Genomic DNA, 26,812 nt, shown 5'->3' on the forward strand with positions numbered 1-26,812 from the left:
CCGTCGCGCTGAGAACCCGCCGCGAAGGGGGCGGTTCCTGCAGGGGCCTAGGGTTCCCGACGCTCGGGCAGGGCCTGGGCGGCGCGGACCATCTGCACGAATTCGGCCCGGTCGCCGTAGGGATCCTCGCCCCGCGCGCCCTGCGCCTGGTCCAGCACCCGGTCCCAGCCGTAGTCGGCGGCCAGCCACGGATCATTCCTCAGCTTCTGGCCGAAGGCGGCGACGGCCAGGGCCCAGCGCGTGGCCTCGGGCGGCTGGGCGCCGACGGGGCCGGAGGCCGGATTGGCCAGGGGCTGGGAGATCAGTTCCGACCGGTCGCGACCCGGCTGTTTGTAGCGGATCTGGACGAAGCCGATCTCGCCGTTCGGGTCGCCGCGTGGCGCGGGGCGGTTGTCGGCGTAGCGGCGCTCGGGAACCTGGGTCGGGCCGCCGACGGGGGTGATCTCGTACAGGGCGGTGACGCTGGCGCCCGATCCGACCTCGCCCGCGTCGATCCGGTCGTTGTTGAAGTCCGCCTCGTTCAGCAGCCGGGTCTCATAGCCGATCAGCCGCCATTCGGCGACGCGGGCGGGGTTGAACTCGACCTGGATCTTGACGTCGTCGGCGATGGGGAAGGCGCCCTTGTCGAAGGCCGGGCCGAACAGGCGGCGCGCCTCGTTCAGGTCGTCGACATAGGCCGCCGTGCCGTTGCCGGCCTGGGCGATCGCCTGCATCCGCGCGTCCTGATAATTGCCGCGCCCGAAGCCGTAGACCGAGAGATATATCCCCGTGCCGCGTTTCTCGGCGACATAGTCCTCCAGCCGCTTGTTGTCGGTGACGCCGACGTTGAAGTCGCCGTCGGTGAACATCAGGATGCGGTTGACCTTGGCGCGGGCGAAGCCGGCCTGGGCCTGGTCGTAGGCGTTGGTCATGCCGGTGGCGCCGGCCGTGCCGCCCGAGGCGCGCAGGCTGGCCACGGCGCAGCGCATCTTCAGCTTCTCGTCGCCGGGCGTCGGCTGCAGGGTCGTGCCCGCCCCCTCGGCGTAATAGGTGACCGACAGGCTGTCCTGCGGGCGCAGCCGGTCGATGGCCAGGTTCATCGCCTTCTTGGCCAGGTCCAGCTTGTCCGGGCTGTTCATCGAGCCGGACACGTCGACCAGGAAGGTCAGGTTCAGCGGGCGGCGCTCCCCCTCGGGCAGTTCATAGCCCTGCAGGCCGATATGGGCGATCTGGCGTTCCGGCGCCCAGGGCGCGGCGGCGACGGCCGTGGTCACGGCGAAGGGCCGCCGCTGCGTGTCCGGCCGGGCGTAGCCGTAGTCGAAATAGTTGATCAGCTCCTCGACCCGCACCGCATCGGCGGGCGGCCGCGTGCCTTGATCGATGAAGCGGCGGACATTGGAATAGGCGGCCGTGTCCACGTCGATGGAGAAGGTCGAGACCGGCTCGTCCGCCGTCCGCTTGACCGGATTGGGCGTCGCGTCGGGATAGTGTTCGGTGTCAGCCCGGGGCGGCTGGCCGGGAATGATGCGCGAGCCGGACACGACGACCGCGCTCGCACCGGCGACGGCAGGCTGCATTGGAGCGGGCGGAGGTGGTGGCGGCGGAGGAGGAGGCGGTGCGGGCGGGGGCGGCGGGCCGGGAACGATAACGGGCGGCCCCGAATATTCGACCCGATCCTCCTTCCGTGAAGGTGCGATCGTCACGGGGGCGGGCGTGGCGACCGCCATCGTACGTCCTAGCGGTCGGACGACGGGCGGTGGGGGCGCCAGATCGAACCCCAGCGGCGCGCAGGCAGCAGGGGTCGGCTCGCCGTCCATAGGCTTGGCCAGCGCCACGGTGGGCAGGGCGGCGGGCGGGGCGGCGACGGACAGGCCCAGGGCGGCGACGACGGCGGTTCTGGCGAGACGCGACATGGTGTCCTCCGGTTGTTCTTGTCGCCACTCCGCGGACAGGCTGGGGCGAAACTGTGGCGTTTCGGTCGCTGGCGTGACGCTGATCCACGACCGTGTCGTCGGCGCCATCTCGCAATCCGGCGCGACCATCCCCACAATGGGGGTTCGGAACTTCAAGGGGGCGAGATGGCCGAAGCAGGTACGGGACTGGATCTGGGGGCGGCCGCCGCCCTGTTGGCGGCCGGCGTGGTCGCCGTGCCGGTGTTCAAACGGGTCGGCCTGGGCTCGGTCCTGGGCTATCTGGCGGCCGGTCTGGCCATCGGCCCGTTCGGCCTGAAACTGTTCCGCGAACCCGAGACCATCCTGCACGTCGCCGAGTTCGGCGTGGTCATCTTCCTGTTCATCATCGGTCTGGAGATGCGGCCCAAACGCCTGTGGGGCCTGCGCAAGGAGATCTTCGGTCTCGGCGCCGCCCAGGTCCTGGTCTGCGGCCTGATGATGACGCTGGCGGCCATGGCCGTGGGCGTGCCCGCCGCCGTCGCCTTCGTCGGGGCCATGGGCTTCGTCCTGTCCTCGACCGCCGTCATCATGCAGATGTTGGAGGAGCGGGGGGAACTGGCCGGCCCGTCGGGCCAGCGCGCCGTCTCCATCCTGCTGCTGGAAGACCTGGCCATCGTGCCCCTGTTGGCCATCGTCGCCGTCCTGGCCTCGCTGACCGGCGTGGCGGACGAACACGCCCCGCCCCTATGGCAGACCATCGGCTTCGCGGTTGCGGCCATCGGCGGAGTGCTGCTGGCCGGCAAATATCTGGTCGATCCGATCTTCCGCCTGCTGGCCCGCTACGGCGGGCGCGAGGTGATGACGGCCGCCGCCCTGCTGGTCGTGGTCAGCGCCGCCGGGGCCATGGCCCTGGGCGGCCTGTCGATGGCCATGGGCGCCTTCCTGGCCGGGGTGCTGCTGTCGGAATCGACCTTCAGGCATCAGCTGGAATCGGACGTCGAGCCGTTCCGCGCCATCCTGCTGGGCCTGTTCTTCCTCAGCGTCGGCATGTCGCTGGACGTGTCGGTGGTGATCGACGACTGGCGCATCGTCCTGGGCGGCGTGCTGGGCTTCATGGTGGTCAAGTCCATCGGCATCTACGGCGTCGCCCGCCTGTTCAAGGCCTCGCACCGCGAGTCGCTGGAGCGGGCGGCCCTGTTCGCCCAGGGCGGCGAGTTCGCCTTTGTCCTCTATGGCGCGGCGGTGGTCGCGGGCCTGTTCTCGTCGACGGTCGGCGCCATGCTGACGGCCATCGTCATCCTGTCCATGGCCCTGACGCCCCTGACCACCCTGCTGATGACCCGTCTCCTGCCCAAGGACGAACAGTCGCCGGAGGATGCGGACGGCGTCGACTTCGCCAGGGATCTGCGCGGCCAGGTGCTGATCATCGGCTTCGGCCGCTTCGCCCAGGTGGTCGCCCAGCCGCTGCTGGCCAAGGACGTGGACGTCTCGATCATCGAGAACGACGTGGAGATGATCCAGGCCGCTTCGCAGTTCGGGTTCAAGGTCTATTACGGCGACGGCACCCAGCTGCACACCCTGCGCGCCTCAGGGGCGGACGAGGCCGAGATCGTCCTGGTCTGCGTCGACAAGCCCGAGGCCGCCGACCGGATCGTGGAACTGGTCAAGTCCGAGTTCCCGACCACCAAGATCATGGCCCGCGCCTTCGACCGCGGCCATTCGATGCGGCTGATCCAGGCCGGGGTCGACTACCAGATCCGCGAGACCTTCGAATCGGCGCTGAAATTCGGTGAGCGGGCCCTGGTCGAACTGGGTCTGGAGGAGGCCGAGGCCGCCGAGACCATCGGCGACGTCCGCCGACGCGACGAGGCGCGTCTGGATCTGCAGCTGACCGGCGGCCTCAAGGCGGGCCGTCAGCTGATGCGCGGCAATATGCCGACGCCGCAGCCCGCGCCCTATATCAAGCCGCGCCGCGAAGGCCGTCTGCTGAACGAGGACGAGGCGGGCCCGCCGGCGCCGAAGGCGCGCAGCGAACCCGCCGACGCCTGACGCCTTACTGGGCGCCGACTTCCTGGGCTTGGGCGCCGATCAGCTCGGCCCGGGCGCGCAGGCCGGCGTCCTGGGACACCGCCGTGGCGATGGCGTTGAAGCGGTCGACCGCCAGGCCCGAGCCTTCGACTGCGGCGGTCAGCTGGGCGCTCTGCTCCGGCGTGGCCTGACCGTTCTGGACGGTGGCGGTGACGGCGCGGATCTTGACCATGGCCTGGGTGAACTGGGTCAGTTCGGCTTCGGTCACGCCGGCGGCGACCGAACCGGCGACCGGCGCCGGGGCCTTCAGCGCATTGATGCGGGCGTTGACGACCGGGCTCTCTGCGGCCGCAGTCGAGATGGCGTTGAAGCGCACGACCTCAAGGCCGGACTCCTGGACGGCGGCGGCCATTTCGGCCTGCTGCTCCGGCGTCGGCTGGGCGCCGTTCAGGGCGTCGCTGACGGCCCGGACGCGGGTGATGGCGGAGTCGTACTGACGCAGTTCCTCGTCGGTGAAGGTCGAGGCTTCGGCGGCTGCGGGGGCAGCCGCCGGCGCGGTTTGGGCCTGGGCCTGGGCGCCGGCGGCGGCCAGGAGGGCGGCGGTGGAGACGATAAGGGCGAGACGGGGCGCGCGCATGGCGTGTCCTTTCGGTCTGGCGTCCACAGGGCGCCGCAGGATGCGGCGACGGCGCAGTCACGCCGACGCTCCCCGCAGGATGTGGAGCCTGAAAAGGGACAAAAGGAACGGAGAGCCCGACAAGCATAGGCATATGGCCCCATGTTGCAATGCAACAGACGGGGCGATGGGCTGGAGAGCCGATCACCGATGCGTTAGAGGGCCTGATCTTCGCAAGGGTTCGTCCTCATGAAACGTCTCGCCATCGCCGCCGCCGCCCTGGCCCTCGTCGCCGTCGCCGCGCCCGCCGTCCAGGTCGACGCCTGGGGCAACACCGGCCACCGGCTGATCGGCGTGGCGGCCATGCGCGGCCTGCCGGACGACGTGCCGGCCTTCCTGAAGACCCCGGGCGCGATCGCCGACGTCGGCGAACTGGCGCGCGAGCCTGACCGCTGGAAGGGCGCCGGCCAGCCGCACGACCGCGAACGCGACACCGCCCACTTCATCGACCTGGACGACAACGGCCATGTCTTCGACCAGCGCGGCATGACCCTGGCCGAGCTGCCTCGCCTGAAGTCGGAATATGACGCCGCCCTGACCAGGGCCGGTCTGGACGTCGACGACGCCGGCTACCTGCCCTACGCCATGATCGACGCCTGGCAGAACCTGGGCCGCGACTTCGCCTACTGGCGCGTGCTGAACGCCGCCGAGAAGCGCGAGACCAATCTGGAGCGTCAGGCCTGGTACCGGGCCGACCGCATCCGTCGCGAGGCCCTGATCCTGCGCGACATCGGCGTGATGGGCCATTATGTCGGCGACGGCTCGCAGCCGCATCACACCACCATCCACTTCAACGGCTGGGGCGACTTCCCCAATCCGGAAGGCTTCACCAACTCGCGCCAGACCCACGCCGCCTTCGAGGGCGCCTTCACCGGCCGGGTCGCGCGTCTGGACGCCATCGAGGCGGCCATGCCCGCCTCGAACGTCGAGGGCTTCGATCCCAAGGCGCGGATGACGACCTATCTGACCACGACAGTCGGGACGGTGGTTCCCTTCTATCGTCTGGAGAAGGCCGGCGGCTTCGCCGAGGGCGACGCGCGCGGCGCGGCCTTCGCCACCGAACGCCTGGGCGCCGGCGCGGGCGAACTGCGCGACTGGATCATCGCCTCCTGGCGCGCTTCCGCCACGGCCCAGATCGGCTGGCCGGCGGTCAAGGTCGCCGAGGTCGAGGCCGGAACCGCCGATCCCTGGATCGCCATGGTGGGCGAGGACTGATCGGGATTTGGCCGAGAGGCGGATGAATGGTGCTAGTGAGGAGTGCTAGTGAGCAAGGGGTGAGCCGAAGCGTCGGTTCGTGCGGCGCCCGCTCACCTCTCGCTCACTAGAACTTTTCACCAGCACTCATCCCTCCACGCCGCGTCAGTACCCATACTCCATGTCCGACCTCGCTCCCCCCGCCGTCATCCTCGACAAGTCGCAGATGGCCGAGAACATCGGCGCCGTGGCGCGGGTGATGGCCAATTTCGGCCTGACCGACCTGCGCCTGGTCTCGCCGCGCGACGGCTGGCCCCAGGAACGGGCCTGGGCCACGGCCTCGGGCGCCGACTGGGTGCTGGAGGGCGTGCGGGTGTTCGACAGCGTCGCCGAGGCCATCGCCGACCTGAACACCGTCTTCGCCACCACGGCCCGCCCGCGCGAGACGCGCCAGCCGGTCCGCACCCCGCGCGAATCCAGCCGCGTCCTGTATGACGACACGGCCTCGGGTCTGAAGACCGGCCTGTTGTTCGGCGGCGAACGGGCGGGGCTGGAGACGACCGACATCGCCCTGTGCGCCGGCATCACCACCATACCGATCGACCCGAAACACCATTCGCTGAACCTGGCCCAGGCGGTGGCGATCAACGCCTATGAGTGGCGCACCCTGATCCTGGACGCCCCGCCGCCGCGCTTCCGCGAGGCCGAGCCGCCGGCGTCGAACGAGCTGCTGATCGGTATGTACGAACATCTGGAGGAGGAGCTGGAGAACGGCGGCTTCTTCTATCCGCCCGAGAAGAAGCGTTCGATGAGCCAGAACCTGCGGGTCATGCTGGGCCGCGCCGCCTTCTCCGAACAGGAGGTCGCCACCATGCGCGGCGCCATCCACGCCCTGTCGCGCGGCCGCGGCCGGGTGCTGGCCAAGCTGGCGGCGGAACGGGCGGCCAAGGCCTCATCAAGCACCGAGCCGCCGCGCGGCGAGGGTTAGGGGAACGAGGATGAAGCTTCTGCTGATCTATCCGTTGGCGGCGCTGGCGGAGATCGGCGGCTGTTTCGCCTTCTGGGCCTGGCTGAAGCTGGATCGGTCGCCGCTGTGGCTGGCGCCGGGCTTGGTCTGTCTGATCGCCTTCGCCTGGCTGTTGACCCTGGTCCCCAGCGATGCGGCGGGCCGGGCCTTCGCCGCCTATGGCGGTGTCTATATCTGCGCCGCCCTGGTCTGGATGGCGGTGGTCGAGAAGACCACGCCCGACCGGTGGGATCTGATCGGCGGGGCGGTCTGCCTGGTCGGAGCGGGGCTGATCCTGTTCGGCCCGAGGGGCTGAATGGTGAGGCGTGCTAGTGCTAGTGAGCCGTTCTAACCCGCGTCGAGATATTCGCTCACCTCTTGCTCACTAGCACTAGCACGGATCGCTCACCCCGCCCCCAGCAGGTCCGACCAACGCCAGCTGCCCTTGCCTAACGCGATCCGCGCGCCGTCCGGCCGATCCTCAAGATCCAGCACGGCAAGGCCCGTCATCCGCTGGTTCTTGCACTCGGCCGGGGCGAAGGCGACCTCCAGGGCGATGGCCTGACGCACGCCGGCCAGACCCTTGCCCGACTGGTTGCGGCTCTGCAGCCAGTCGCCGTCCCAGACCAGCATGGCGCGGCCCGAGGCGTTCATTTCGTGGCTGGCGGCGATGACGGCGCGGCGGACGGCGGTGTCGTCGCGCACCGCGTCCTGCACCCAGCGCACCATGTCGCAGGATCCGCCGCCCGAACCTGAGCCAGAACCGGTCCCGCCAGACCCGCCGCCGCCTCCGACCCCGTTGCCTCCGCCGCCGCCCGGCCCGGACCCGACCGTGGTCGCACCCGCTATCTGGGCCGCGCCGAGCAGGGGTAGGGGCGGTCCCGGCGGCGCAGGCGCGGCGGGCAGGGGCTCCACGTCCGGCGGAACCCGGTCGACCACCAGCCGGGGGCGGGCGGCGGCGACAGCGGGCGGGGCGCGACGGGGCGCGGGCTTTTCGGGGGCGGGCGCCTCGGTCGCCGCGGCGGGGGCGTCGGGCGTGGGCGAGGGATCCGGCGCGGGAACGCGGGCGGGCGGCGGCGGGGGAGGCGGCGGCGGGGGAGGCGGCGCGACCAGTTCGACCAGGATCGGCGGCGCCTGCGGCGTGGCCAGGCTGGGCGTCTCCGGTCGGACGGCGGCCATCATCAGCACCAGGGCCGCGTGCCCGACCACCACCGGCGCGACCGCCAGGGCTCGCCGTCGCGTGCCGGCGCCGCTCAATCGCCTATCCGTGATGCGGTGTGAAACGTCGTTCGCATGGTCATTTCCAACGAACCCCTGTAAAAAATCGCAACGACCTGTTGAAAACATCCGGTCGCGTCAGGAACGTGGCGTCTCTGGAATACAACCGCCAAGATGTCGTGGATCGGCGATAGATCAGCCGGTCCGCCGAACAGCGAAGCCTGTTGGCGGCCCAACGTCTGATCTCGCGCCCAGGTTCCGAAGTTTCGCAATGTTCGTGCTGAAATCCGCATTTCCTTATGGCCAAGCTGACATTTTTCAGCCCGAAGCACGTCATTACTCCGCCTTCTCGCCTACCACAGTTTCACCTGGCGCATGAACTGGGCGTGGCGCCCCCAGCAAGAAGGAGACATGAACTTGAGCAGATCGAAACTCAGGACGGCAGTCCTCGGCGGCGCCCTCATCGCCCTCGGCTTCGCGGCCAGCGGCTGCGCCAGCCATCGTTTCGTGCGTGATCAGGTCGAGGTGGTGGATACGCGGGTGACCGGTGTCGAGGGCACGGCGGGCCAGGCCCTCCAGCGCGCCAACGACGCCCACAAGCTGGCCGAGGGCAAGTTCCTCTACCAGGTCGTCCTGTCCGACGACTCCGTGAAGTTCCCGACCGACGCCTCGGCCCTGTCGCCGGAGGCCGAACAGCGCCTGGCCCAGTTCGCCCAGCGTCTGCAGGGCGAGAACAAGAACGTCTATCTGGAAATCCAGGGCTTCACCGACGCGACCGGTCCGGCCGAGTACAATAATCAGCTGGGCGACCAGCGCGCCGAGGCCGTGCGTCGCTTCCTGAACCGTCAGGGCGTTGCGCTGAACCGGATGGCGACCATCTCCTACGGCCCGGAAAACCCGGTGGCCTCGAACGACACGCCGGAAGGCCGTTCGCAGAACCGCCGCGTGACCATCGTCGTCCTCGCCTAACGGCTGAAGACGCACGTCCCCGCCTGCGCGGGGATGACGGCGGTCGCTTCGCAGCGGCCGCCGTTTTGGCGTCTACAGGGTGTCGAAGAAGGCCGGCACGGCCTGGGTCGCGGGGCCATAGACCCCCTCGTCGAACAGGCGCGCCCCTTGCGTCGGCTCCAGATTGATCTCGACCGTCCGCGCCCCGGCGTAACGCGCCAGCTGGACGAAGCCCGCCGCCGGATAGACAGCGCCCGAGGTGCCGATGGAGACGAACAGGTCGCAGCTCGCCAGGGCCTGTTCGATCCGCTCCATGGCCAGGGGCGTCTCCCCGAACCAGACGATATGCGGCCGCATCCGTCCCTGCGGATGATGGGGCGAGGCTTCGTCCGCCGTCATGTCGCCGGGCCAGTCCATCACCGTGTCCGACCGGGTGCAGCGCGCCTTCAGCAGTTCGCCGTGCATGTGGATCAGCTCGAACCCCCTGGCCGGCGGCGTCTCGGCGTGGGCCCGGTCGTGCAGGTCGTCGACATTTTGGGTCACCAGCAGGAAGTCGCCGCTCCACCGCGCCGCCAGATCGGCCAGGGCCCGGTGCGCCGCATTGGGCGCCACCTCGGCCAGCTGCCGCCGCCGCAGATTGTAGAAGTCCTGCACCAGGGCCGGATCGGCGGCATAGCCTTCAGGCGTGGCCACATCCTCGACCCTGTGTCCGCACCACAGGCCGTCGTCGGCGCGGAAGGTGGGCACGCCGCTCTCGGCCGATATGCCGGCGCCGGTCAGGACGACGAGGTTGCGATGGGTCATGGTTCTGATTAGCGCGTCCCGCGCCCCCGGTCAGCCTGCGTCCGGCTGTGACGTAGGCATGGTCTAAACCTGACTATATGGATACGTACCTGCGAACCAATCTCAAAAATCTGCACTAAAGTGCACTAAAAAATTTTTCGGCGGTCAGAGGACGAGCTTTATGGGGTCTGCTCCGCCGACCCGTTTAACGTCGCCAGACTGGCCCTCAGCCAGTCGATCATCAACCGCACCTTGGGGGGGACATGGCGGGGATTGGGATGGACGGCCCAGACACCTTCGTCGGGCGGGCGATGTTCGGGCAGGACGGCGATCAGGGCGCCGGTCTGCAGCGGCTCGGTCACATAGAAATCTGGAAGTTGGCACAGGCCCAGTCCCTGGATCGCGGCGTCCAGAACGGCCGCGCCCGAGTTGCAGCGCCAGCGGCCCTGGGGGCGGAACTGGATCTCGCGCCCGGCCTCGCTGAACCGCCAGTGTTCCGAGGATCCGGTCAGCAGGTCGTGGGCCGGCAGTTCGGCCAGATCGCGCGGCGCGCCCCGCCGGGCCAGATAATCGGGGCCGGCGCACAGGATCAGCCGCCGCGAGGCCAGCCGTCGCGCGATCAGCCGCGAGTCGGTCAGATGGCCGAACCGGATGGCCAGATCATAGCCGTCGCCGACCAGATCGCGCAGTCGGTTGTCCAGATCCAGTTCGATCGACAGTTCGGGATGATCGCGGGCGAACCGGTTGACCGCCGGGGCCACGAACCGCTCGCCGTAGGAGACGGAACAGGTCATCCGCAGCAGGCCGCGCGGGGCGCTGTCGTCCGGCTGGACGGCGGCCAGGGCCTCGTCCCGTTCGTCGATCAGGCGGCGGCAGCGGGCCAGGAAGTCGCGGCCCGCATCGGTCAGTTCGACCCGGCGCGTGGTGCGGTTCAGCAGCCGGGTCTGCAGCCGGTCCTCCAGCCGCGCGATCTCGCGACTGACCGCCGAGGTCGACAGGCCCAGCCGTTTCGCAGCCGCCGAGAAACTGGCCTGTTCGGCCACGGCCGTGAATTCGTCGATCCCGTCCCAGCGACTGCTCATGCGGACGGTGCAGCATGATTGTCCCTGTCAGGCAATAATGTTTTGCGTTTGTCGCCGTTTCGCCAAGCCCCGACCCGGCCTAGAACAAGCGCAACAGACAACTGTCCCTCATGTAGCGAGCCGCCGCGCGGCGAGCGTTAGGGACGTCCGAAGGACCAGGAATTATGAAAACCCGCGCCGCCGTCGCCTTCGAGGCCAAACGCCCGCTTGAGATCGTCGAGGTCGATCTGGAAGGGCCGCGCGCCGGCGAGGTGCTGGTCGAGATCAAGGCCACCGGCATCTGCCACACCGACGCCTATACGCTGGACGGCCTGGACTCCGAGGGCATCTTCCCCTCGATCCTGGGCCACGAGGGCGCGGGCGTGGTGGTCGAGGTCGGACCGGGCGTGACCTCGGTCGAGGTCGGCGACCACGTCATCCCGCTGTACACGCCGGAATGCCGCCAGTGTAAGTCGTGCCTGTCGCGCAAGACCAACCTCTGCACCTCGATCCGTTCGACGCAAGGGAAAGGCCTGATGCCCGACGGCACCAGCCGCTTCAGCTACAAGGGTCAGGCCATCGCCCACTATATGGGCTGCTCGACCTTCTCGAACTTCACTGTCCTGCCCGAGATCGCCCTGGCCAAGATCCGGAAGGACGCGCCGTTCGACAAGGCCTGCTACGTCGGCTGCGGCGTGACCACCGGCGTCGGCGCCGTGGTCAATACGGCCAAGGTCGAGCCGGGCGCCAACGCCGTGGTCTTCGGCCTGGGCGGCATCGGCCTGAACGTGATCCAGGGGCTGAAGATGGTCGGCGCCGACATGATCATCGGCGTGGACATCAACGACACGAAGGAAGAATGGGGCCGTCGCTTCGGCATGACCCATTTCGTCAATCCGAAGAACGTCTCGGACGTGGTCGCCCATCTGGTCGAGATGACCGGCGGCGGCGCCGACTACACCTTCGACTGCACCGGCAACACCGTGGTCATGCGTCAGGCCCTGGAAGCCTGCCACCGCGGCTGGGGCGAGAGCGTCGTCATCGGCGTCGCCGAGGCCGGCAAGGAGATCGCCACCCGCCCGTTCCAACTGGTCACCGGCCGGGTCTGGCGCGGTTCGGCCTTCGGCGGCGCGCGTGGCCGCACGGACACGCCGAAGATCGTCGACTGGTACATGGACGGCAAGATCGAGATCGACCCGATGATCACCCACACCTTCGGTCTGGAAGACATCAACAAGGCCTTCGACCTGATGCACGCGGGCGAAAGCATCCGCTCGGTGGTGGTGTTCTGATCGAGGTCAGTTGCCAAAAGCAACCGACTGATATCTGATCGCCCGACCAAAAGGGAGGGAAGGGAAGACAAATGTTCACCCACGTCACCGTCGGCGCCAACGACATCGAGGCGTCGCGCAATTTCTATGACGCCGTGCTCGGCGCCCTGGGCGCCGAACCGGGGCAGGGGCCGGATCCCAAGGGGCGCTACTGGTGGCGCACCCGCCTGGGCGCCTTTGCGATCGGCAAGCCCATCGACGGCGAGCCGGCCTGTCACGCCAACGGCGGCACCATCGGCTTCGCCGCCAAGGAAGCCGCCATGGTCGAGGCCTTCCACGCCGCCGGCGTGGCGTCGGGCGGGACTTCGATCGAGGATCCACCCGGCCTGCGCGAAGGCCCGTTCGGCGGCCTGTATCTGGCCTATCTACGCGACCCCTCGGGCAACAAGATCTGCGCCATGCACCGGGTGAAACCCTGATCTGGAACGGATGATAGCACCATGCTATCATCCGGGCATGGCTCAGGTCCTGGTTCGTAATCTGGATGATGCGGTGGTGGCGCGACTGAAGCGTATCGCCGAACGCGAGAACATGTCTCTGGAGCAGAAGTTCAGAGACATGGCGACCCGCGAGGTGCATCTGGCCGAAGAGCGGTTCGAGGCTGTGGCGGCGCGTGTGCGAGAGCAGCTGCGCGGAGCCACCTTGGACAGCACGGCTCTGATCCGCGAGGACCGGGATCGGTGAGCCGGGTCGTCCTGGACGCCAGCCTGATCATGAAATGGTACCTGCCCGACGATCCTCTGTTCGAGGACGCTCTGGCTTTGCGTGACGGCATGGATGGGGTGGCGCCCGCCTTCGTTCAGATCGAGCTGGCGAACGCGCTCTGGAAATATGTGCGGGCCGGGCTGCTGGACATCGACAGCGCCTGCGCCGTGGTGTCCAGCGTTGCGGGGCGGCTGGAGCTGGTTGCGGACGAGGATCTGATCGAGGCGGCGCAGAGGCTGAGCGCGTCGCTCGATCATGCGGTTTACGACTGCCTCTATATTGCCCTGGCTCGACGTGACGGGCTGGTCCTGGCCACTGTGGACAAGCGTCTGGCCGCTCGCGCCGCTGATCTCGGCGTCGATGTTCGTTATCTGTCTAAGGCTGTCTGAATGTTAGAAACCACCAAGACCCACGCCGTCCACGGCGGAACCCTGCGCTATCTGAAGCACGACAGCGCGACCACGGGCACGCCGATGACCCTGTCGGTCTTCGTTCCGGCGGGCGAGGGGCCGTTCCCGGTCCTGATCTGGCTGTCGGGCCTGACCTGCACCGAGGATAATTTCACCACCAAGGCCGGCGTCTATCAGGCCGCCGCCGAACATGGCGTCATCATCGTCGCTCCCGACACCAGCCCGCGCGGGGAAGGGGTCGCTGACGATCCGGCCTATGACCTGGGCCAGGGCGCGGGCTTCTATCTGGACGCCACCCAGGCGCCCTGGACGCCGCACTTCCGTATGGAATCCTATGTGACCGGCGAACTGATCGCCCTGATCGACGCCGAATTCCCGACCGCCGGCGTCCGCTCGATCTCGGGCCATTCGATGGGCGGGCACGGGGCCCTGACCCTGGCGCTGAACCATCCCGACCTGTTCCGGTCGGTCTCGGCCTTCGCCCCGATTTCATCCCCGACCCGCTGCCCCTGGGGCGAGAAGGCCTTCACCGCCTATCTGGGGGAAGACCGCGCCGCCTGGGCCCGCCACGACGCCGCGCTTCTGATGGAGGCGGGCGCCGCCAAGGGCGTCTATGACGACATCCTGATCGACCAGGGCGACGCCGACAGCTTCCTGACCGACCAGCTGAAGCCCGAACTGCTGCAGGCCGCCGCCGAGGCTGCAGGCCAGACCGTCACGATCCGGATGCAGCCCGGCTACGACCACTCCTATTTCTTCATGACCAGCTTCATCGCCGACCACGTCGCCTTTCACGCCGCGCGGCTGAAAGCCTAGGCGCGGTCAGGTCGGCGGTGCTACAGGGGCGCGATGAGCGCCTCCGATCCCTATGAGCCCATGTTCTCCGCCCTGTGTCGCGAGGTGGGCTTCTGCCTGCACGACAAGGGCCAGAAACGCGTCATCGCCGCCCTGCCCAAGGGGCTGGATGCGGCGGTCAAGGCGGTCTTCGCCGCCGAGGGCGTGGACGAGCCGAACGCGCCGGGCGATCTGAAGCGCGCGGTGCGCGAGTGCCTGAAGTCGAACCTGCCGGCCGACTGATCGGCTCAGGGCGTCGGGACGACTTCTGTCCGGGTTCCGGACGGTGTCGTCACGGTGGCTGTGCGCGTCGTCACGGGCGCTTGGCCCGCCTCCTCAACCGTCGTGGTGGTGACCGTCTTCGAATAGAAGGTCTGGCTGACGCGGCAACTCGGGCCGGTGAAGTCGGTGAGGCCCAGGGCCGGCTCGGGGGTGCAGGTCGCTTCGGAACGCGCGGCCAGATCGGCAGCGGCCTGATCGAACCTCTGGAGGCTGGCGCAACCCGTCGCCGATACGGCGAGGGTCAGTAGGCCGGCGAATCCGATACGCGACATGACGTCCTCCGGTTGACGCATGGACAATCGCGCGCCTTGTCGGTCATTGCAAACAGCCAAGCTGAACAAAAACCCGACGAAATCGCTTGGGTCGTGCGCCAGACGCCCTAAATGGGTGTCAGAGAACCAACCGTCTTCAGGAGATCGACCATGGCCTTCACCCTGCCCCCGCTGCCCTACGCCTATGACGCGCTGGAGCCGGCCATCGACAAGGAGACGATGACCTTCCACCACGACAAGCACCACCAGACCTATGTCGACAACCTGAACAAGGCCGTCGACGCCGACGCCTCGCTGCAGGGCAAGTCGCTGGAAGAAATCTTCACCAGCATCTCGACCGCGCCCAAGGCCGTCCGCAACAACGGCGGCGGTCACTGGAACCACAGCCTGTTCTGGGAACTGCTGGCCCCGGCCGACCAGGCCGGCGAACCCTCGGCTGAACTGGCCGCCGCCATCGACAGCGACCTGGGCGGCTTCGACAAGTTCAAGGAAGACTTCAACGCCGCCGGCGCCGCGCAATTCGGTTCGGGCTGGGCCTGGCTGATCGTGCAGAACGGCAAGCTGAAGATCACCTCGACCCCGAACCAGGACAATCCGCTGATGGACGTCGTGGACGAGCGCGGCGAAGTCATCCTCGGCGCCGACGTCTGGGAGCACGCCTATTATCTGAAGTACCAGAACCGCCGCGCCGACTATCTGAAGTCGTTCTGGACGGTCGTGAACTGGAACAAGGTCAACGAACTGTACGCCGCCGCCAAGTAAGGCGCGCCTTCGGTTCGATAAGATGACGCCCGCCGGAACCTCCGGCGGGCGTTTTCGATTCAAGCTGGACCACGAGGAGAGAAGCGAATGCGTATTCTGATGGCGACGGCCGCGACGGCCGCCCTGATGCTGGCGGCCTGCAATCCGCAGGCGACCGAGCCCAAGGCCGGAGAGCCCGCTCCGCCCAATCCGACCCAGACCGTCGCCGCCCCGGCCGAGAAGCCGGTTTACAGGTTCAAGATCGGCGCCCTGGACGCCATCGCCCTGTACGACGCCCAGAACCCCGTGCCGAACGACAACAAGGTGTTCGGCGTCGGCCTGACGCCCCAGGCGGTCGCCGCGCCCCTGACAGCCGCCGGTCAGCCGGCCGATCCGATCATGCTGGAGATTCACCCGCTGCTGGTGAAGAACGGCGCGCGGACCCTGCTGTTCGACACCGGCCTGGGCGCCGGCAAGGGCCAGTTGATGCAGAGCCTGCGCACGGCCGGCGTCGATCCGGCCGCGATCACCGACGTCCTGATCTCGCACGGGCACGGCGACCATGTCGGCGGCCTGGTCGCCAACGGCGCCCTGGCCTTCCCCAACGCGGCGATCCGGATGTCCGAGGCCGAATGGGCCTCGATCCGCGCCAATCCCGAGATGGCCGATCTGGTGCGGGTGATCACGCCCAGGGTCCAGGCCTTCCAGCCGGGCGGCGAGGTCGCGCCGGGCGTCACCGCCCAGGACACGGCCGGCCATACGCCGGGCCATGTCGCCTATCTGATCGCCGACGGCCAGAACCAGCTGCTCTACACCGGCGACCTGATGCACCACTGGCTGCTGTCTGTCGAACATCCGGACTGGAACACCGGCTATGACGACGACCAGGCGGCGGGCAAGAAGGCCCGGCTGGACGAGATCACGGCCCTGCGGGCCTCCGGCGCACACATCTACGCCTATCATTTCCCCTTCCCGGGCCTGGGGCGAATCCAGACGCGGGAGGACAAGGCGGTCTTCATCTCGGAGGCGCAGCCGGCGAAGTAGGGCGTCTGGCGCCGGGCGCCGGGTGCGCCGCTCAGGCGGGCCTGGCGTCCAGATGGACGATGCGGCTGCGGTCGGCGCGGCGATCCGCGCGTCGCTGGCGCAGGGTGGCGTGCAGGGCGTCGGCCAGGGCCAGAAGCTGGTGGTCGGGCAGGGGCTCGACCAGATGATCGACGTGCGCCTTCAGGATGCGGAAGCCCCGGTCGGAGATGCCGTGTTCCAGGTCCTTGGCTTGTTGTCCCATGTTTGCCTCCTTGAGGGACGCAATGTTCAGTTGCAGACCCACAGGGGAAGGCGGGCGAGAGCGGCTTGGTTCCCCGCCATCGTGCTTAACGGGCGGGGAAGTCCCGGCGGCGCTTGACTCGCGCCGATCCTCTGGCCATAAGCCCCGCCTTTCCCGCATCCCGTCAAACGGAGGCGTGGAAACCTATACGGACGATGCGTGGACCGCCGTTGAGATCGCATTCCCAATCGAGGGGACGCCGGGCCGCATCAGTGAAAAGAGAATAGAATGTCCAAGCGCCACAGCGCCAAGTACAAGATCGACCGGGCCATGGGTGAGAACCTGTGGGGCCGCGCCAAGTCGCCGGTCAACAAGCGTTCTTACGGTCCCGGCCAGCACGGTCAGCGTCGCAAGTCGAAGGTTTCGGACTTCGGTCTGCAACTGAAGGCCAAGCAGAAGCTGAAAGGCTACTACGGCAACATCACCGAGAAGCAGTTCGCCAAGACCTACGACGAAGCCGCGCGTCGCAAGGGCAACACCTCGGAAAACCTGATCGGCCTGCTGGAATCGCGTCTGGACGCCATCGTCTACCGCGCCAAGTTCGTCCCGACCGTCTGGGCCGCCCGCCAGTTCGTCAGCCACGGCCACGTCCTGGTCAACGGCAAGAAGGTCGACATCGCCTCCTACCGCGTGAAGCCGGACGACGTCGTCACGGTGAAGGAAAAGTCGCGCAGCATGGCTCTGGTGCTCGAAGCCCAGCAGTCGTCGGAACGCGACATCCCGGATTACCTGGAACTGTCGGACCGTTCGTTCTCGGTTCGTTATGTTCGCGTTCCGGAACTGTCGGACGTGCCTTACGCCGTGAAGATGGAACCGAACCTGGTCGTCGAATACTACGCTTCGTAAGCTGCGCCTACGAAGCCCTCTCCGAGTGGGCTATCGTCCTTCGGGCTGCTTGAGCCCGTTGGTCGCCGCCCTGGAGATTTGAGTTGGAAGGGCCCCGGATCCGTCCGGGGCCCTTTGTCTTTCAGCCTGTTCCCTTTGGGGGCGAACAGGCGCATTCTCGGGCTGTTCAGGGTTCGATGGAGCAGGGGAGGCCGCCGGTGAAGCGCGCCGTCTTCAGACGCATGGCGATCATCGCCGCTGCAGCAGCGGGCCTGTCGGCCTGCGCGGGAAGCCTTGATCAGCCGACTGTCTCGACCGCCGGAATGCCGGGCGCGCTGGAGCCGATCCACGCCGCCGCCTTCACCAAGGACCAGGCCGTCTTCTGGGTCAGTTCGAACGGCTGCACCGACAAGGACGACCTGATCCCCATCGTCAGCATCAAGGGCGCGGACGCGGTCATCACCCTGCGCCGGATCGACGAGGACACCTGCAAGGCCCCGTTGGTCGAGGGTGTCGAATTGAAGTGGTCGTTCGAGGAACTGGGTCTGACGCCGGGCTCGCCCGTCAGCGTCAACAACCCCTATCAGATGCCCCAGACCTGAAGTCGGATGCGAATTCCGGCGTGAATTCAGCCGGAACCTGAGGTTGGGTGCGCGGAAACCCTTAATCCCTGTTTAGGGTTTGGTTATCCGTCTTGATCGTTAGTCGGTTAAATACCCTCCCTGTAATGAACGCTGACCTATCCTTCACAGGACCAGTGATGCGTATCCTCACCTGCCTGACCGGCGAACATAACCTCCTGCTCGTGGCCCTGGCCGCCGTGCTGTGCGTTATCGGCTCGGCCATCACCCTGCGCCTGTTCCAGCGGCTGCGTTACGCCGGCAGGGGGGCGCGGACGGCCTGGACCTTCATGGGCGCGGTGGCGACCGGGGCGACCATCTGGTGCACCCATTTCGTGGCCATGATCGCCTATGATCCGGGCGTGCAGGTCGCCTACGAGCCCCTGATGACGGGCCTGTCTCTGGGCGTCGCCATCGCCGGCAGCGCCCTGGCCCTGACCGTGGCCGCGCGCCGGTTCCGTTTCGCGGCGGAACTGGGCGGCGCCCTGTTCGGCCTCGCCGTCACCGCCATGCACTATACCGGCATGGCCGCCTTCGCCGCCGAGGCCGTGATCCAGTGGTCGGCCGCCTATGTGGCGGCTTCGGTCGTCGGCGCGGTGGTCCTGGGCGCCCTGACCTTCAACCGCGCCCGCGCCGCGGGCCGCAACGGACCGATCTGGCTGGCCGTCGCCCTGATGGTCGGCGGCATCGTGGCCCTGCACTTCACCGGCATGGCCGCCATGACCATCCTGCCCTTCGCGCCGGGCGTCGGCGACATCACCGCCGACCACGCCAATGAGGTCGTCGCCCTGGCCGTCGCGGCCGTGGGCCTGATGGTCCTGGGCACCGGCGCCGCCAGCCATGCCCTGGACATGCAGTCGCGCGTCCAGGCCAAGGCCCGGCTGGAACAGATGGTCGAGGGCAGCGTGGACGGCATGGTTGTCGAACAGAAGGGCCGTATCCTGGCCGCCAACGCCGCCTTCGCCGAACTGGTCGGGGTCGATCACGACGCCCTGGTCGGCCGCAGCCTGTCGCAATGGATCACGGGGCTGGGCGACCTGTCGATCGGCGCCCTGACCCAGACCAGTCTGGCGTCCGAGCTCGGCGTCGCCATTCCGGTCGAGGTCGCCGTGCGTCGCGACGCCCAGGTCGGGGACGCCGCCTTGATGATCTACGCCCTGCGCGACCTGCGCGCGCGCCTGGCGCAGGAGCGTCGCATCGCCCACCTGGCCCGCAACGACAGCCTGACCAACCTGCCCAACCGCGCCTCCTTCCTGGAGTGGCTGACGAAACAGACGGCCTTGGACAGCGGCCACGCCAGGGTCGCCCTGCTGGCCATGGATCTGGACCGGTTCAAGGAGATCAACGACATCCACGGCCATGCCGCCGGCGACCAGTTGCTGGTCCGCATCGGCGAGCGGATGCGCGCGACCCTGCGTCAGGGCGAGTTCGTGGCCCGTCTGGGCGGGGACGAGTTCATGGCCATTGTGCCGGTGGACCGTCGCGAGGACGCCCTGGGCCTGGCCGACCGTCTGCGCGACGCCGTCGTCGCCCCGGTCGACCTGGGTCACGCCGAGGTCGCCTGCGGTCTCAGCATCGGCGTCGCCGTCTGGCCCGACGATGCGGCCGACGTCTCGGCCCTGATCAATGACGCGGACCTGGCCATGTACCGGGCCAAGTCGTCGCTGACGACCGACGTCTGCTTCTACGAGGAAGAGATGGACGAGGCGGTCCGCAACCGTCGTCGCATCATCAAACAGCTGCGCGAGGCCCTGGACCATGAGCAGTTCAGCCTGAACTGGCAGGTCCAGGCCGCCGTGGATACCGGCGAGGTGACCGGGTACGAGGTGCTGCTGCGCTGGGAGCAGCCGGACGGCAGCTTCGTCTCGCCCGCCGACTTCATCCCCCTGGCCGAGGAGACCGGCCTGATCCTGCCGATCGGCGAATGGGTGTTGCGCAAGGCCTGCGCCGAGGCTGCGACCTGGGACGAGCCGTACAAGATCGCCGTCAACCTGTCGCCGGTCCAGCTGAGCCACGTCGACTTGCCGCGCCTGGTGCATCAGATCCTGCTGGAGACGGGCCTGGCCCCGTCGCGGCTGGAGCTGGAGATCACCGAGACGGCGATGATCAGCGACCTGGAACGCACCACCCACATCCTGCGCCAGCTGAAACTGCTGGGCGTCTCGGTGGCCATGGACGACTTCGGCACCGGCTATTCGTCGCTGTCGACCCTGCGCGCCTTCCCGTTCGACAAGATCAAGCTGGACCGCTCCTTCATGTCCGAACTAGACGGCGGACCTCAGTCGGCCGCCATCATCCGCGCCGTCCTGGCCCTGGGCGAGAGCCTGGAGATCCCGGTCCTGGCCGAGGGCGTCGAGACGATGGAGCAGCTGACCTTCCTGCGCGACCAGGGCTGCGACGAGGTTCAGGGCTATCTGCTGGGCCGGCCCAAGCCGGTCGCCGACAGCCGGATCCAGGAGGCCGCCCTGACCCTGTGGCGCGCCGAGGTGGGCGAGGACGGCCTGGTCCTGATCCGGGCCGCCTGACCGCAGGCCCTACTTGCCGTAACCGGGCCAGTGGGCCGCGCCGGCCCGTTCGTACTGGGGCGGCAGGCCCTCGCCGTGGCCTAGGGCGACGGCCGCGTGGTGGCCCCAGTTGGGGTCGTCCAGCACGGCGCGGGCGACGGCGATTATGTCGGCCTGGCCCGAGGCCACGATGTCCTCCGCCTGTTGCGGATCGAAGATCATGCCCACGGCCATGACGACGGCGTCCGGCACGGCCTGTTTGACGGCCTCGGCGAACGGGACCTGATAGCCCGGCTCCCCGCCCGGAATATCGGCGCGCGGCACATTCCCGCCCGAGGTCAGGTGCAGGTAGTCATAGCCCATGTCGTGCAGGGCGCGGCCGAAGGCGGTCACCTCGTCCAGCGGCACGCCGCCCTCGACCCAGTCCGAGCCGTTGAAACGGACGCCCAGGGCCTTGGTCCTGGGCCAGGCGTCGCGCAGGGCCTGGGCGACCCGCAGCGGGAAGCGGGCCCGCGCCCCGGCCGAGCCGCCATACTCGTCGGTCCGCTGGTTCGACAGCGGCGACAGGAATTCGCACAGCAGATAGCCGTGGGCGGCGTGCAGTTCGACCAGATCGAACCCGGCCCGGTCGGCGCGGCGCGCGGCGTCCTCAAAGGCGGCGACCACCCGGTCCATGTCCGCCTCGGTCATCTCGGTCGGGGTGTGCCAGTCGTCGCGGAAGGGCAGGGCGGACGGGCCGTAGGTCCGCCAGGCGCCCTCCTCGGCGGTCAGGGCGCGACCACCCTTCCACGGCGCGCTGGTCGAGGCCTTGCGGCCCGCATGGGCCAGTTGCACCCCGATGGGCGTGTGGGAATAGGTGCGAACGCCGCGGATGATCTCGGCGAAGGCGGCTTCCTGTTCGTCGTTCCACAGGCCGGCGTCGTCGGGGGTGATCCGGCCCGCGGCCTCGACCCCCGTGGCCTCGATGATGACCAGGCCGGCGCCCGACAGGGCCATCCGGCCGATGTGCTGGACGTGCCAGGGCTGGGGAACGCCGTCGATCGCCGAATACTGGCACATGGGCGCGATGGCGATGCGGTTCTTCAGCGTCAGGGGGCCGATGCTGCGGGGAGAGAAGAGCTGGCTCATGAGGGGGCGTCCGGGGAGGGGGTGAGACCGTAGCTATGCCGGTTGCTGTCCCGATCAAGGGCGGACCTTTCCGATTGTTCACCTGCCTTGCCGAAAATTCACGTGCCTGATCAGGCTTCACACGCCACAAAAGCGTCAAGCTTCATTAGGGGATCACACCAATGCTTCGTCTCGCTCTCGCCATCGCCATCGCCGCCCCGCTGCTGTCGGGCTGCATCATCGTCTCGACCGAAAAGCCGACCACGCGCGTCATCACCGCCCCGGCGGGCGAGTGATGCGCGGCGCGCTGAAGGTCCTGGCGGTCGCGGCGCTCGCCGCGCCGCTGCTGTCGGCCTGCGTGATCTACGACAATACGGCCGGCGAAAACGTCTCGGTCAACGTCACGCGCAACGACGCGCCTCCGGCCGAGGCCATTCGCGAAGCCCGCTTCGCGGACGGCGCCCTGGTGGTGCGGGTCGATTCCAACGGCTGCACCCAGGCTGCGGACTTCGAAGTGTCGCTGGCGGACAATTCGCCGACCGAGATCACCCTGCGCCGCACCAAGCAGGACCTGTGCAAGGCGCTGGTCCCCGACGGCGTCGAACTGCGCTGGACCTATGCCGACCTGGGGCTGGAGCCCGGCACGCCGGCGCGGATCCTCAATCCGCTGAAATAGTCTCGAACACCGTCACCATCGACGGCGGTATGCGCTGCGGCCTCAGGGTCGCGGCGTCGACAAGGCACCATTCGGAGACGCCCTGGGCGCAGACGCGGCCCTGGGCGTCCTCGATCCGGACATAGCGGTTGAAGCGCGGCCCCTGCGGGTCGCCGACCCAGGTCCGTGCGACCACGCCCGTGGCGCCGGGCGCGATGGGACGCAGATAGTCGATCTCGTGCCGCAGGGCGACCCACGAACATTTCGCCCGCGTCGCCTCGTCGAAGCGCGCGTTCCAGTGGGCCGTGCCCGCGTCCTGCAGCCAGCCGACATAGACGACATTATTGACGTGGTCGTTGGCGTCGATGTGTTCCGGCCGGACCTCCAGCGGAACGACGAAGACCTCGCGGTCCTCGCGGGGTTGAAGGACCGTGCGGGCCATCAGGCCTCGCCGAGCGGAACGCCTTTTTCGACCATCAGGGCCTGAAGTTCGCCGGCCTGGAACATCTCGCGGATGATGTCCGACCCACCGACGAATTCGCCCTTCACATAGAGCTGCGGGATGGTCGGCCAGTCGGTGAAGGCCTTGATGCCTTCGCGCAGGCTCTCGTCCTGCAGCACATCGACGCCGACGAAGCCTGCGCCGATCTGATCCAGGATCTGCACCGCCAGCGAGGAGAAGCCGCAGCGCGGCTGGTCCGGCGTGCCCTTCATGAACAGCACGACGTCGTGCTGGGCGACGGTGTCGCCGATGAAGGCGTGGACGGGATCGGCGGCTTGAACGGTGTCGGTCACGGGAAAGGGCCTTTCGTGAAGTCCGTCAGCTAGGGAGAGGCGATGGCCGGGTCAAGGCGCCCGTCGCGGCGACGTGACATCCGGTCGCGCGATCAGGGCCGATATCGGCCCCGGTGTCCGGCGGTGGGGATCAGGCGGCGCGCGACGCCGTGACCCGCGCCATCTCGATCTGGGCGGCGAGACCGGGGGGCATGTCGCGTTCCGGCGTGGCGGCCAACATCTCCAGCCTGTCGGTGTCGGTGGCCCGCACGATGACGCTGGAAATGGCCGGGTCGGTCAGGACATAGCCCAGGCAGATCGCCTCGGCCGGCCAGTTGGGCGTGCGATACAGGAAGCCGAAGGCGTCGCTCTGGCGTGACTGGGGCGGGCGTTTGGGGCCGCCGCCCATGCCGAACAGCCCCTTCTTGACCGGGGCGTCGGGGCCGCGCGGCTTGGAACGCCTGTCGGTGAAATAGTCGTAGGCGAAGACCGCCATGTCCTGTTCGCGGGCCGCCCGAACGCGATTGCGCACCTTCCAGTCGGCGTTGATGTCGAACGGGGTCAGCAGGGCGTCGAAGGCGCCGGTCGAGACATAGGCGTCCATGACGTCGCCGCCGCCGGCGACGCCGAGCAGCTTGATCCGGCCCGTGGCGCGCAGGGCCTTCAGGGCGTTCAACGACGACTGCGGCAGTTCATGCTCGCCCGGCTCCTGCAGCACGGCCACGTCGATCCAGTTCAGGCCCGAGAAGTGCAGCGCCCGGTCGATGGCGGCGGTCATGGCCTCGGCCGAGAAATCGCGGGTCGTGTCGCGGCCGGCGCCGACGCCCAGGGTCACGCCGACGGTGACCAGCTTGCGGTCGACGTGGGACAGGGCCTCGCCCAGCACCTCGGCCGCGACCGGGTCGGCGGTCTCCAGCCGATAGCTGTTGATGCCGGCTTCCAGCGCCGAATAGACCAGGTCCAGTCCGGCCTCGCGGCCGCGCGCCAGACTGTCCGAGCCGAAGCTGAGCGTCAGGTTCGAAACGGCGGCGCCGGACACGCCGAAGGGGCGATAGCGCATGGGGTCAGCCCTCCTTGGCCGGCGCGGAGGTTTCCAGCGCCAAAGCGTGCAGTTCGCCGCCCATCTGTCCCTTCAGCGCCGCATAGACCAGCTGATGCTGGCGCACGCGCGGCACGCCGGCGAAGGCGCTGGAGACGATGCGGGCGCGATAGTGGTCGCCGTCGCCGGCCAGATCGTCGATGGCGATCACGGCGTCGGGAAAGGCCTCGACCAGGTGTTGGCGCAGCGTTTCGACGGTCATGGGCATGGGCGGAACTCTCGGGACTTTCGCCGTCAGGATGCCGGATAAACCTTAATGGCGGACTACGCTGGGCCTAGGGGTGTTTCGCCCGTTCGAACAGCTGGACCGGCTGGTCCTTGTAGGTGGTCCGGGCATAGGGCCGATAGCCGACCCGTTCCGCCAGACGGCTGGAGGCGAGGTTCTCGGGCGAGATCATGCACACGGTCCGCGCCGCCGACAGGTGCGCGTCTGTCCAGGCCAGGGCCGCCTCCAGCGCCTCGCCGGCGAAGCCTTGGCCCTGGAAGGCGGGCGACAGGCCCCACCCCAGTTCGGGATCGATCAGGGGCGGCTCGATCAGCCGTCGATGGTCCAGGATGGAGACATTGCCCAGATAGGCCCCGCCGTCGCTCAGCCGGATCGTCCAGCTGCCGTAACCGTTCACGCTCCATTGGCCCAGGTCGCGCAGCAGGCGGAACCACACCTCCTCGCTGGTCATGGGGCGGCCCGTGATGTGGCGGGTGAAGTCTTCGTCGGCCCACAGGGCCAGCAGGTCGTCCAGATCGGTCAGGGCGATCGGCGTCAGCACCAGCCGCCCGGTCTTCAGGATCGGCCGGGTCATCCGAAGAGGGCCTCGGCGCGCAGGATCTCGGACGATCCGTCCGCGCGGGTGACCGCATAGGTGAAGCCGGGCTGCAGGGCGAAGGCGCCGACCCGACCGTCCCGGCTCAGGGCCAGCATCCCGACCTGGGCCTCGGCCACGGCGCGGCCGCGCAGCCGGGCGATGCGTTCGACCACCTGGCGGCAGGCGGCCGTGGGCTCCAGCCCGTGGCGCATGGCCTCGACCACGGCGTGCGAGCCGCAGACCCGCAGCACCTCCTCGCCGACCCCGGTCGCCGTGGCGGCGCCGACCTCGGCGTCGACGAACAGGCCGCCGCCGACGATGGGGCTGTCGCCGACCCGGCCCCGCATCTTGAAGGCCATGCCCGAGGTGGTGCAGGCGCCGGCGATGCGGCCGGCGGCGTCGCGGCCCAGCACGCCGATGGTGTCGTGATCCAGGGGCCCGCCGGAGCCGGCCTTGCGCCAGTCGTCGTTCTCGCTGTTGGCGCGGGGGGCGTAACGGGCCGTGGTCAGCCATTCGCGCCAGGCCTCCTCGGCCTCGGGCGTCAGCAGGTTCGTCGCCTCGAAGCCCTCCGCCAGGGCGAAGTCGCGCGCGCCCTCGCCGACCAGAATGACGTGCGGCGTCTTCTCCATCACGCGGCGGGCGACCGAGACCGCATGGACCACGTCCTCCAGGGCGCAGACGGCGCCCAGGCCGCCGGCGTCGTCCATGATCACGGCGTCCAGGGTCACATGGCCGTCCCGGTCCGGATAGCCGCCCAGGCCCACGGAATGATTGGTCGGATCGGCCTCGGGCGTGCGGGCCGCCGCCTCGACCATGTCCAGGGCCGAACCCCCCGCCTGACGGGCTTTCCAGCCCTCGGCGTTGGCGGCGGCGCCGAAGTCCCAGGTCGAGGCCAGGACCACCGGCGCCGCCTCCGCACGGGCGGTCGTCGCCGCCGGAGTCGCCGCCAGAGTCGCCGCCCCGGTCGCGGCCAGAACGCCGCGCCGCGAAACATTCACCATCACATCAGGCCCAATTGCTTGAAGCTGGCCACCCCGTCGCGGCCGACGACCAGATGGTCGTGAACCTCCACGTTAAGGGCGCGGCCGGCCTGCACAACCTGTTTCGTGATCTCGATGTCGGCGCGGCTGGGGGTGGGGTCGCCGGACGGGTGGTTGTGGACCAGGATCAGGGCGCTGGCCGACAGCTCCAGCGCCCGTCGCACCACCTCGCGCGGATAGACGGGGGCATGGTCGACCGTGCCCCGGTTCTGCAGCTCGTCCAGGATCAGCTGGTTCTTCTTGTCCAGATACAGGACCCGGAATTGCTCGCGCGGCTCGTGCTGCAGGGCGACGCGCACATAGGCCAGCAGCGCGGTCCAGGACGAGATGACGGGGCGTTTGGCGGTCGGCTCGCGCGCGATCCGGCGGGTCACGTCGAAGATCAGCTGCAGATCCAGCGCCACCGCCCGCGTCGCCTTGCCGGGCACATAGTTCAAGGATCGGGCGACCAGATCCTCGATCGCCTCGTGGCTGGCCGAGCCTATCCCCTCCAGCCCGCCGAACCGGGCGATCAGGGCCTTGGCCAGGCCCTTGACGTCCTTGTAGGGGACCGAGCGGAACAGCAGCAGTTCCAGCAGCTCATAGTCGGGCACGGCGCCCAGTCCGCCCTTGGCCGCGCGCTCGCGCAGCCGGTCGCGGTGACCGCTGTGCTGCGGCTTGGACCTGACGGCGACCGGCTTTGAAGGCGTGTCCTCGAGCAT

32 protein-coding genes are annotated in these 26,812 nt (G+C 68.6%); 17 read left to right on the forward strand and 15 right to left on the reverse strand.

The features are described 5' to 3' along the window. Positions 1–47: 47 nt before the first annotated feature. Complete coding sequence (locus ACIQ1T_RS10530) at positions 48–1,892, reverse strand: von Willebrand factor type A domain-containing protein (RefSeq protein WP_395944498.1); 1,845 nt, start codon at positions 1,890–1,892, stop codon at positions 48–50. A 165-nt stretch (positions 1,893–2,057) separates the two neighbouring features. Between ACIQ1T_RS10530 and ACIQ1T_RS10535 the strand changes: the two genes are divergently transcribed. Further along, positions 2,058–3,920 (forward strand): monovalent cation:proton antiporter-2 (CPA2) family protein, encoded by a 1,863-nt coding sequence (locus tag ACIQ1T_RS10535; RefSeq protein WP_395944499.1) that lies wholly within the window; start codon positions 2,058–2,060, stop codon positions 3,918–3,920. A 4-nt stretch (positions 3,921–3,924) separates the two neighbouring features. Here the strand turns inward: ACIQ1T_RS10535 and ACIQ1T_RS10540 are convergent, their stop codons facing one another. Then, on the reverse strand, positions 3,925–4,536 hold the full coding sequence (locus ACIQ1T_RS10540; RefSeq protein ID WP_395944500.1) for a hypothetical protein: 612 nt from the start codon (positions 4,534–4,536) through the stop codon (positions 3,925–3,927). Between the two features lie 228 nt (positions 4,537–4,764). Between ACIQ1T_RS10540 and ACIQ1T_RS10545 the strand changes: the two genes are divergently transcribed. From ACIQ1T_RS10545 to ACIQ1T_RS10555, 3 genes are all read left to right on the forward strand, one after another. Then, entirely contained in the window at positions 4,765–5,790 is a 1,026-nt protein-coding gene (locus tag ACIQ1T_RS10545) for a S1/P1 Nuclease (protein ID WP_395944501.1), read from the forward strand. A 160-nt stretch (positions 5,791–5,950) separates the two neighbouring features. After that, entirely contained in the window at positions 5,951–6,757 is an 807-nt protein-coding gene (locus tag ACIQ1T_RS10550; RefSeq protein ID WP_395944502.1) for an RNA methyltransferase, read from the forward strand. Positions 6,758–6,767: 10 nt separating this feature from the next. Then, entirely contained in the window at positions 6,768–7,091 is a 324-nt protein-coding gene (locus tag ACIQ1T_RS10555; RefSeq protein WP_395944503.1) for a YnfA family protein, read from the forward strand. Positions 7,092–7,180: 89 nt separating this feature from the next. On the opposite strand, the gene ACIQ1T_RS10560 is transcribed toward ACIQ1T_RS10555, so the two are convergent. After that, the gene (locus ACIQ1T_RS10560) at positions 7,181–8,032 is read right to left on the reverse strand and encodes a hypothetical protein (RefSeq protein ID WP_395944504.1); all 852 of its coding nucleotides are present in this window, start codon (positions 8,030–8,032) and stop codon (positions 7,181–7,183) included. Positions 8,033–8,404: 372 nt separating this feature from the next. On the opposite strand from ACIQ1T_RS10560, the gene ACIQ1T_RS10565 reads away from it, so the two are divergent. Then, the gene (locus tag ACIQ1T_RS10565) at positions 8,405–8,962 is read left to right on the forward strand and encodes an OmpA family protein (protein ID WP_395944505.1); all 558 of its coding nucleotides are present in this window, start codon (positions 8,405–8,407) and stop codon (positions 8,960–8,962) included. Positions 8,963–9,034: 72 nt separating this feature from the next. Here the strand turns inward: ACIQ1T_RS10565 and ACIQ1T_RS10570 are convergent, their stop codons facing one another. Together ACIQ1T_RS10570 and ACIQ1T_RS10575 are read right to left on the reverse strand one after the other, a co-directional pair. Then, positions 9,035–9,745, reverse strand: a complete 711-nt coding sequence (locus ACIQ1T_RS10570) for an NAD-dependent deacylase (RefSeq protein ID WP_395944506.1) — start codon at positions 9,743–9,745, stop codon at positions 9,035–9,037. A gap of 158 nt (positions 9,746–9,903) precedes the next feature. After that, positions 9,904–10,806 carry a LysR family transcriptional regulator gene (locus tag ACIQ1T_RS10575; RefSeq protein WP_395944507.1) on the reverse strand — a complete coding sequence of 301 codons (903 nt, stop codon included), beginning with the start codon at positions 10,804–10,806 and terminating at the stop codon, positions 9,904–9,906. A 164-nt stretch (positions 10,807–10,970) separates the two neighbouring features. Between ACIQ1T_RS10575 and ACIQ1T_RS10580 the strand changes: the two genes are divergently transcribed. From ACIQ1T_RS10580 to ACIQ1T_RS10605, 6 genes are all read left to right on the forward strand, one after another. Continuing rightward, positions 10,971–12,077 carry an S-(hydroxymethyl)glutathione dehydrogenase/class III alcohol dehydrogenase gene (locus ACIQ1T_RS10580; RefSeq protein ID WP_395944508.1) on the forward strand — a complete coding sequence of 369 codons (1,107 nt, stop codon included), beginning with the start codon at positions 10,971–10,973 and terminating at the stop codon, positions 12,075–12,077. A 71-nt stretch (positions 12,078–12,148) separates the two neighbouring features. Beyond that, positions 12,149–12,535, forward strand: coding sequence for a VOC family protein (locus ACIQ1T_RS10585; protein ID WP_395944509.1), 387 nt, complete (start codon positions 12,149–12,151; stop codon positions 12,533–12,535). Between the two features lie 10 nt (positions 12,536–12,545). Next, positions 12,546–12,800 (forward strand): FitA-like ribbon-helix-helix domain-containing protein, encoded by a 255-nt coding sequence (locus ACIQ1T_RS10590; RefSeq protein WP_395944510.1) that lies wholly within the window; start codon positions 12,546–12,548, stop codon positions 12,798–12,800. Continuing rightward, a complete protein-coding gene (locus ACIQ1T_RS10595) occupies positions 12,797–13,210 on the forward strand; it encodes a type II toxin-antitoxin system VapC family toxin (protein ID WP_395944511.1) in 414 nt (137 codons plus the stop codon). The genes ACIQ1T_RS10590 and ACIQ1T_RS10595 overlap by 4 nt, the downstream gene beginning before the upstream one ends. Continuing rightward, positions 13,211–14,047 (forward strand): S-formylglutathione hydrolase, encoded by an 837-nt coding sequence (fghA, locus tag ACIQ1T_RS10600; protein WP_395944512.1) that lies wholly within the window; start codon positions 13,211–13,213, stop codon positions 14,045–14,047. It begins immediately after the preceding gene. A 33-nt stretch (positions 14,048–14,080) separates the two neighbouring features. Further along, positions 14,081–14,308 carry a hypothetical protein gene (locus ACIQ1T_RS10605; protein WP_395944513.1) on the forward strand — a complete coding sequence of 76 codons (228 nt, stop codon included), beginning with the start codon at positions 14,081–14,083 and terminating at the stop codon, positions 14,306–14,308. A 5-nt stretch (positions 14,309–14,313) separates the two neighbouring features. On the opposite strand, the gene ACIQ1T_RS10610 is transcribed toward ACIQ1T_RS10605, so the two are convergent. Continuing rightward, positions 14,314–14,619 (reverse strand): hypothetical protein, encoded by a 306-nt coding sequence (locus ACIQ1T_RS10610; RefSeq protein WP_395944514.1) that lies wholly within the window; start codon positions 14,617–14,619, stop codon positions 14,314–14,316. Positions 14,620–14,769: 150 nt separating this feature from the next. Between ACIQ1T_RS10610 and ACIQ1T_RS10615 the strand changes: the two genes are divergently transcribed. Next, complete coding sequence (locus ACIQ1T_RS10615; protein WP_395944515.1) at positions 14,770–15,381, forward strand: superoxide dismutase; 612 nt, start codon at positions 14,770–14,772, stop codon at positions 15,379–15,381. A gap of 87 nt (positions 15,382–15,468) precedes the next feature. Further along, a complete protein-coding gene (locus tag ACIQ1T_RS10620; RefSeq protein ID WP_395944516.1) occupies positions 15,469–16,404 on the forward strand; it encodes an MBL fold metallo-hydrolase in 936 nt (311 codons plus the stop codon). A gap of 31 nt (positions 16,405–16,435) precedes the next feature. Here ACIQ1T_RS10620 and ACIQ1T_RS10625 read toward each other — a convergent pair whose 3' ends face one another. Next, the gene (locus tag ACIQ1T_RS10625; RefSeq protein ID WP_395944517.1) at positions 16,436–16,645 is read right to left on the reverse strand and encodes a hypothetical protein; all 210 of its coding nucleotides are present in this window, start codon (positions 16,643–16,645) and stop codon (positions 16,436–16,438) included. 267 nt (positions 16,646–16,912) lie between these two features. On the opposite strand from ACIQ1T_RS10625, the gene rpsD reads away from it, so the two are divergent. From rpsD to ACIQ1T_RS10640, 3 genes are all read left to right on the forward strand, one after another. After that, a complete protein-coding gene (gene rpsD, locus ACIQ1T_RS10630) occupies positions 16,913–17,530 on the forward strand; it encodes a 30S ribosomal protein S4 (protein WP_395944518.1) in 618 nt (205 codons plus the stop codon). Between the two features lie 197 nt (positions 17,531–17,727). Beyond that, entirely contained in the window at positions 17,728–18,111 is a 384-nt protein-coding gene (locus tag ACIQ1T_RS10635; RefSeq protein ID WP_395944519.1) for a hypothetical protein, read from the forward strand. 158 nt (positions 18,112–18,269) lie between these two features. Continuing rightward, a complete protein-coding gene (locus ACIQ1T_RS10640; protein ID WP_395944520.1) occupies positions 18,270–20,654 on the forward strand; it encodes an EAL domain-containing protein in 2,385 nt (794 codons plus the stop codon). Between the two features lie 9 nt (positions 20,655–20,663). On the opposite strand, the gene ACIQ1T_RS10645 is transcribed toward ACIQ1T_RS10640, so the two are convergent. Continuing rightward, complete coding sequence (locus ACIQ1T_RS10645; protein WP_395944521.1) at positions 20,664–21,761, reverse strand: NADH:flavin oxidoreductase/NADH oxidase; 1,098 nt, start codon at positions 21,759–21,761, stop codon at positions 20,664–20,666. Between the two features lie 274 nt (positions 21,762–22,035). Between ACIQ1T_RS10645 and ACIQ1T_RS10650 the strand changes: the two genes are divergently transcribed. Continuing rightward, entirely contained in the window at positions 22,036–22,416 is a 381-nt protein-coding gene (locus ACIQ1T_RS10650; protein WP_395944522.1) for a hypothetical protein, read from the forward strand. Here the strand turns inward: ACIQ1T_RS10650 and ACIQ1T_RS10655 are convergent. From ACIQ1T_RS10655 to radC, 7 genes are all read right to left on the reverse strand, one after another. Beyond that, a complete protein-coding gene (locus ACIQ1T_RS10655; protein WP_395944523.1) occupies positions 22,400–22,837 on the reverse strand; it encodes an acyl-CoA thioesterase in 438 nt (145 codons plus the stop codon). The genes ACIQ1T_RS10650 and ACIQ1T_RS10655 overlap by 17 nt on opposite strands. Then, the gene (gene grxD / locus ACIQ1T_RS10660; RefSeq protein ID WP_395944524.1) at positions 22,837–23,190 is read right to left on the reverse strand and encodes a Grx4 family monothiol glutaredoxin; all 354 of its coding nucleotides are present in this window, start codon (positions 23,188–23,190) and stop codon (positions 22,837–22,839) included. Before grxD ends, ACIQ1T_RS10655 begins: the two co-directional genes overlap by 1 nt. Positions 23,191–23,320: 130 nt before the next feature. Beyond that, positions 23,321–24,229, reverse strand: a complete 909-nt coding sequence (locus ACIQ1T_RS10665) for an oxidoreductase (RefSeq protein ID WP_395944525.1) — start codon at positions 24,227–24,229, stop codon at positions 23,321–23,323. A gap of 4 nt (positions 24,230–24,233) precedes the next feature. Further along, entirely contained in the window at positions 24,234–24,476 is a 243-nt protein-coding gene (locus ACIQ1T_RS10670) for a BolA/IbaG family iron-sulfur metabolism protein (RefSeq protein ID WP_395944526.1), read from the reverse strand. 67 nt (positions 24,477–24,543) lie between these two features. After that, positions 24,544–25,068 (reverse strand): GNAT family N-acetyltransferase, encoded by a 525-nt coding sequence (locus ACIQ1T_RS10675; RefSeq protein ID WP_395944527.1) that lies wholly within the window; start codon positions 25,066–25,068, stop codon positions 24,544–24,546. Next, positions 25,065–26,072 carry a N(4)-(beta-N-acetylglucosaminyl)-L-asparaginase gene (locus ACIQ1T_RS10680; RefSeq protein WP_395944528.1) on the reverse strand — a complete coding sequence of 336 codons (1,008 nt, stop codon included), beginning with the start codon at positions 26,070–26,072 and terminating at the stop codon, positions 25,065–25,067. Before ACIQ1T_RS10680 ends, ACIQ1T_RS10675 begins: the two co-directional genes overlap by 4 nt. Then, complete coding sequence (gene radC, locus ACIQ1T_RS10685) at positions 26,072–26,812, reverse strand: DNA repair protein RadC (RefSeq protein WP_395944529.1); 741 nt, start codon at positions 26,810–26,812, stop codon at positions 26,072–26,074. Before radC ends, ACIQ1T_RS10680 begins: the two co-directional genes overlap by 1 nt.

Origin of the sequence: Brevundimonas sp., from assembly GCF_044336875.1 — a bacterium.
In the GTDB taxonomy this organism is placed as follows: domain Bacteria; phylum Pseudomonadota; class Alphaproteobacteria; order Caulobacterales; family Caulobacteraceae; genus Brevundimonas.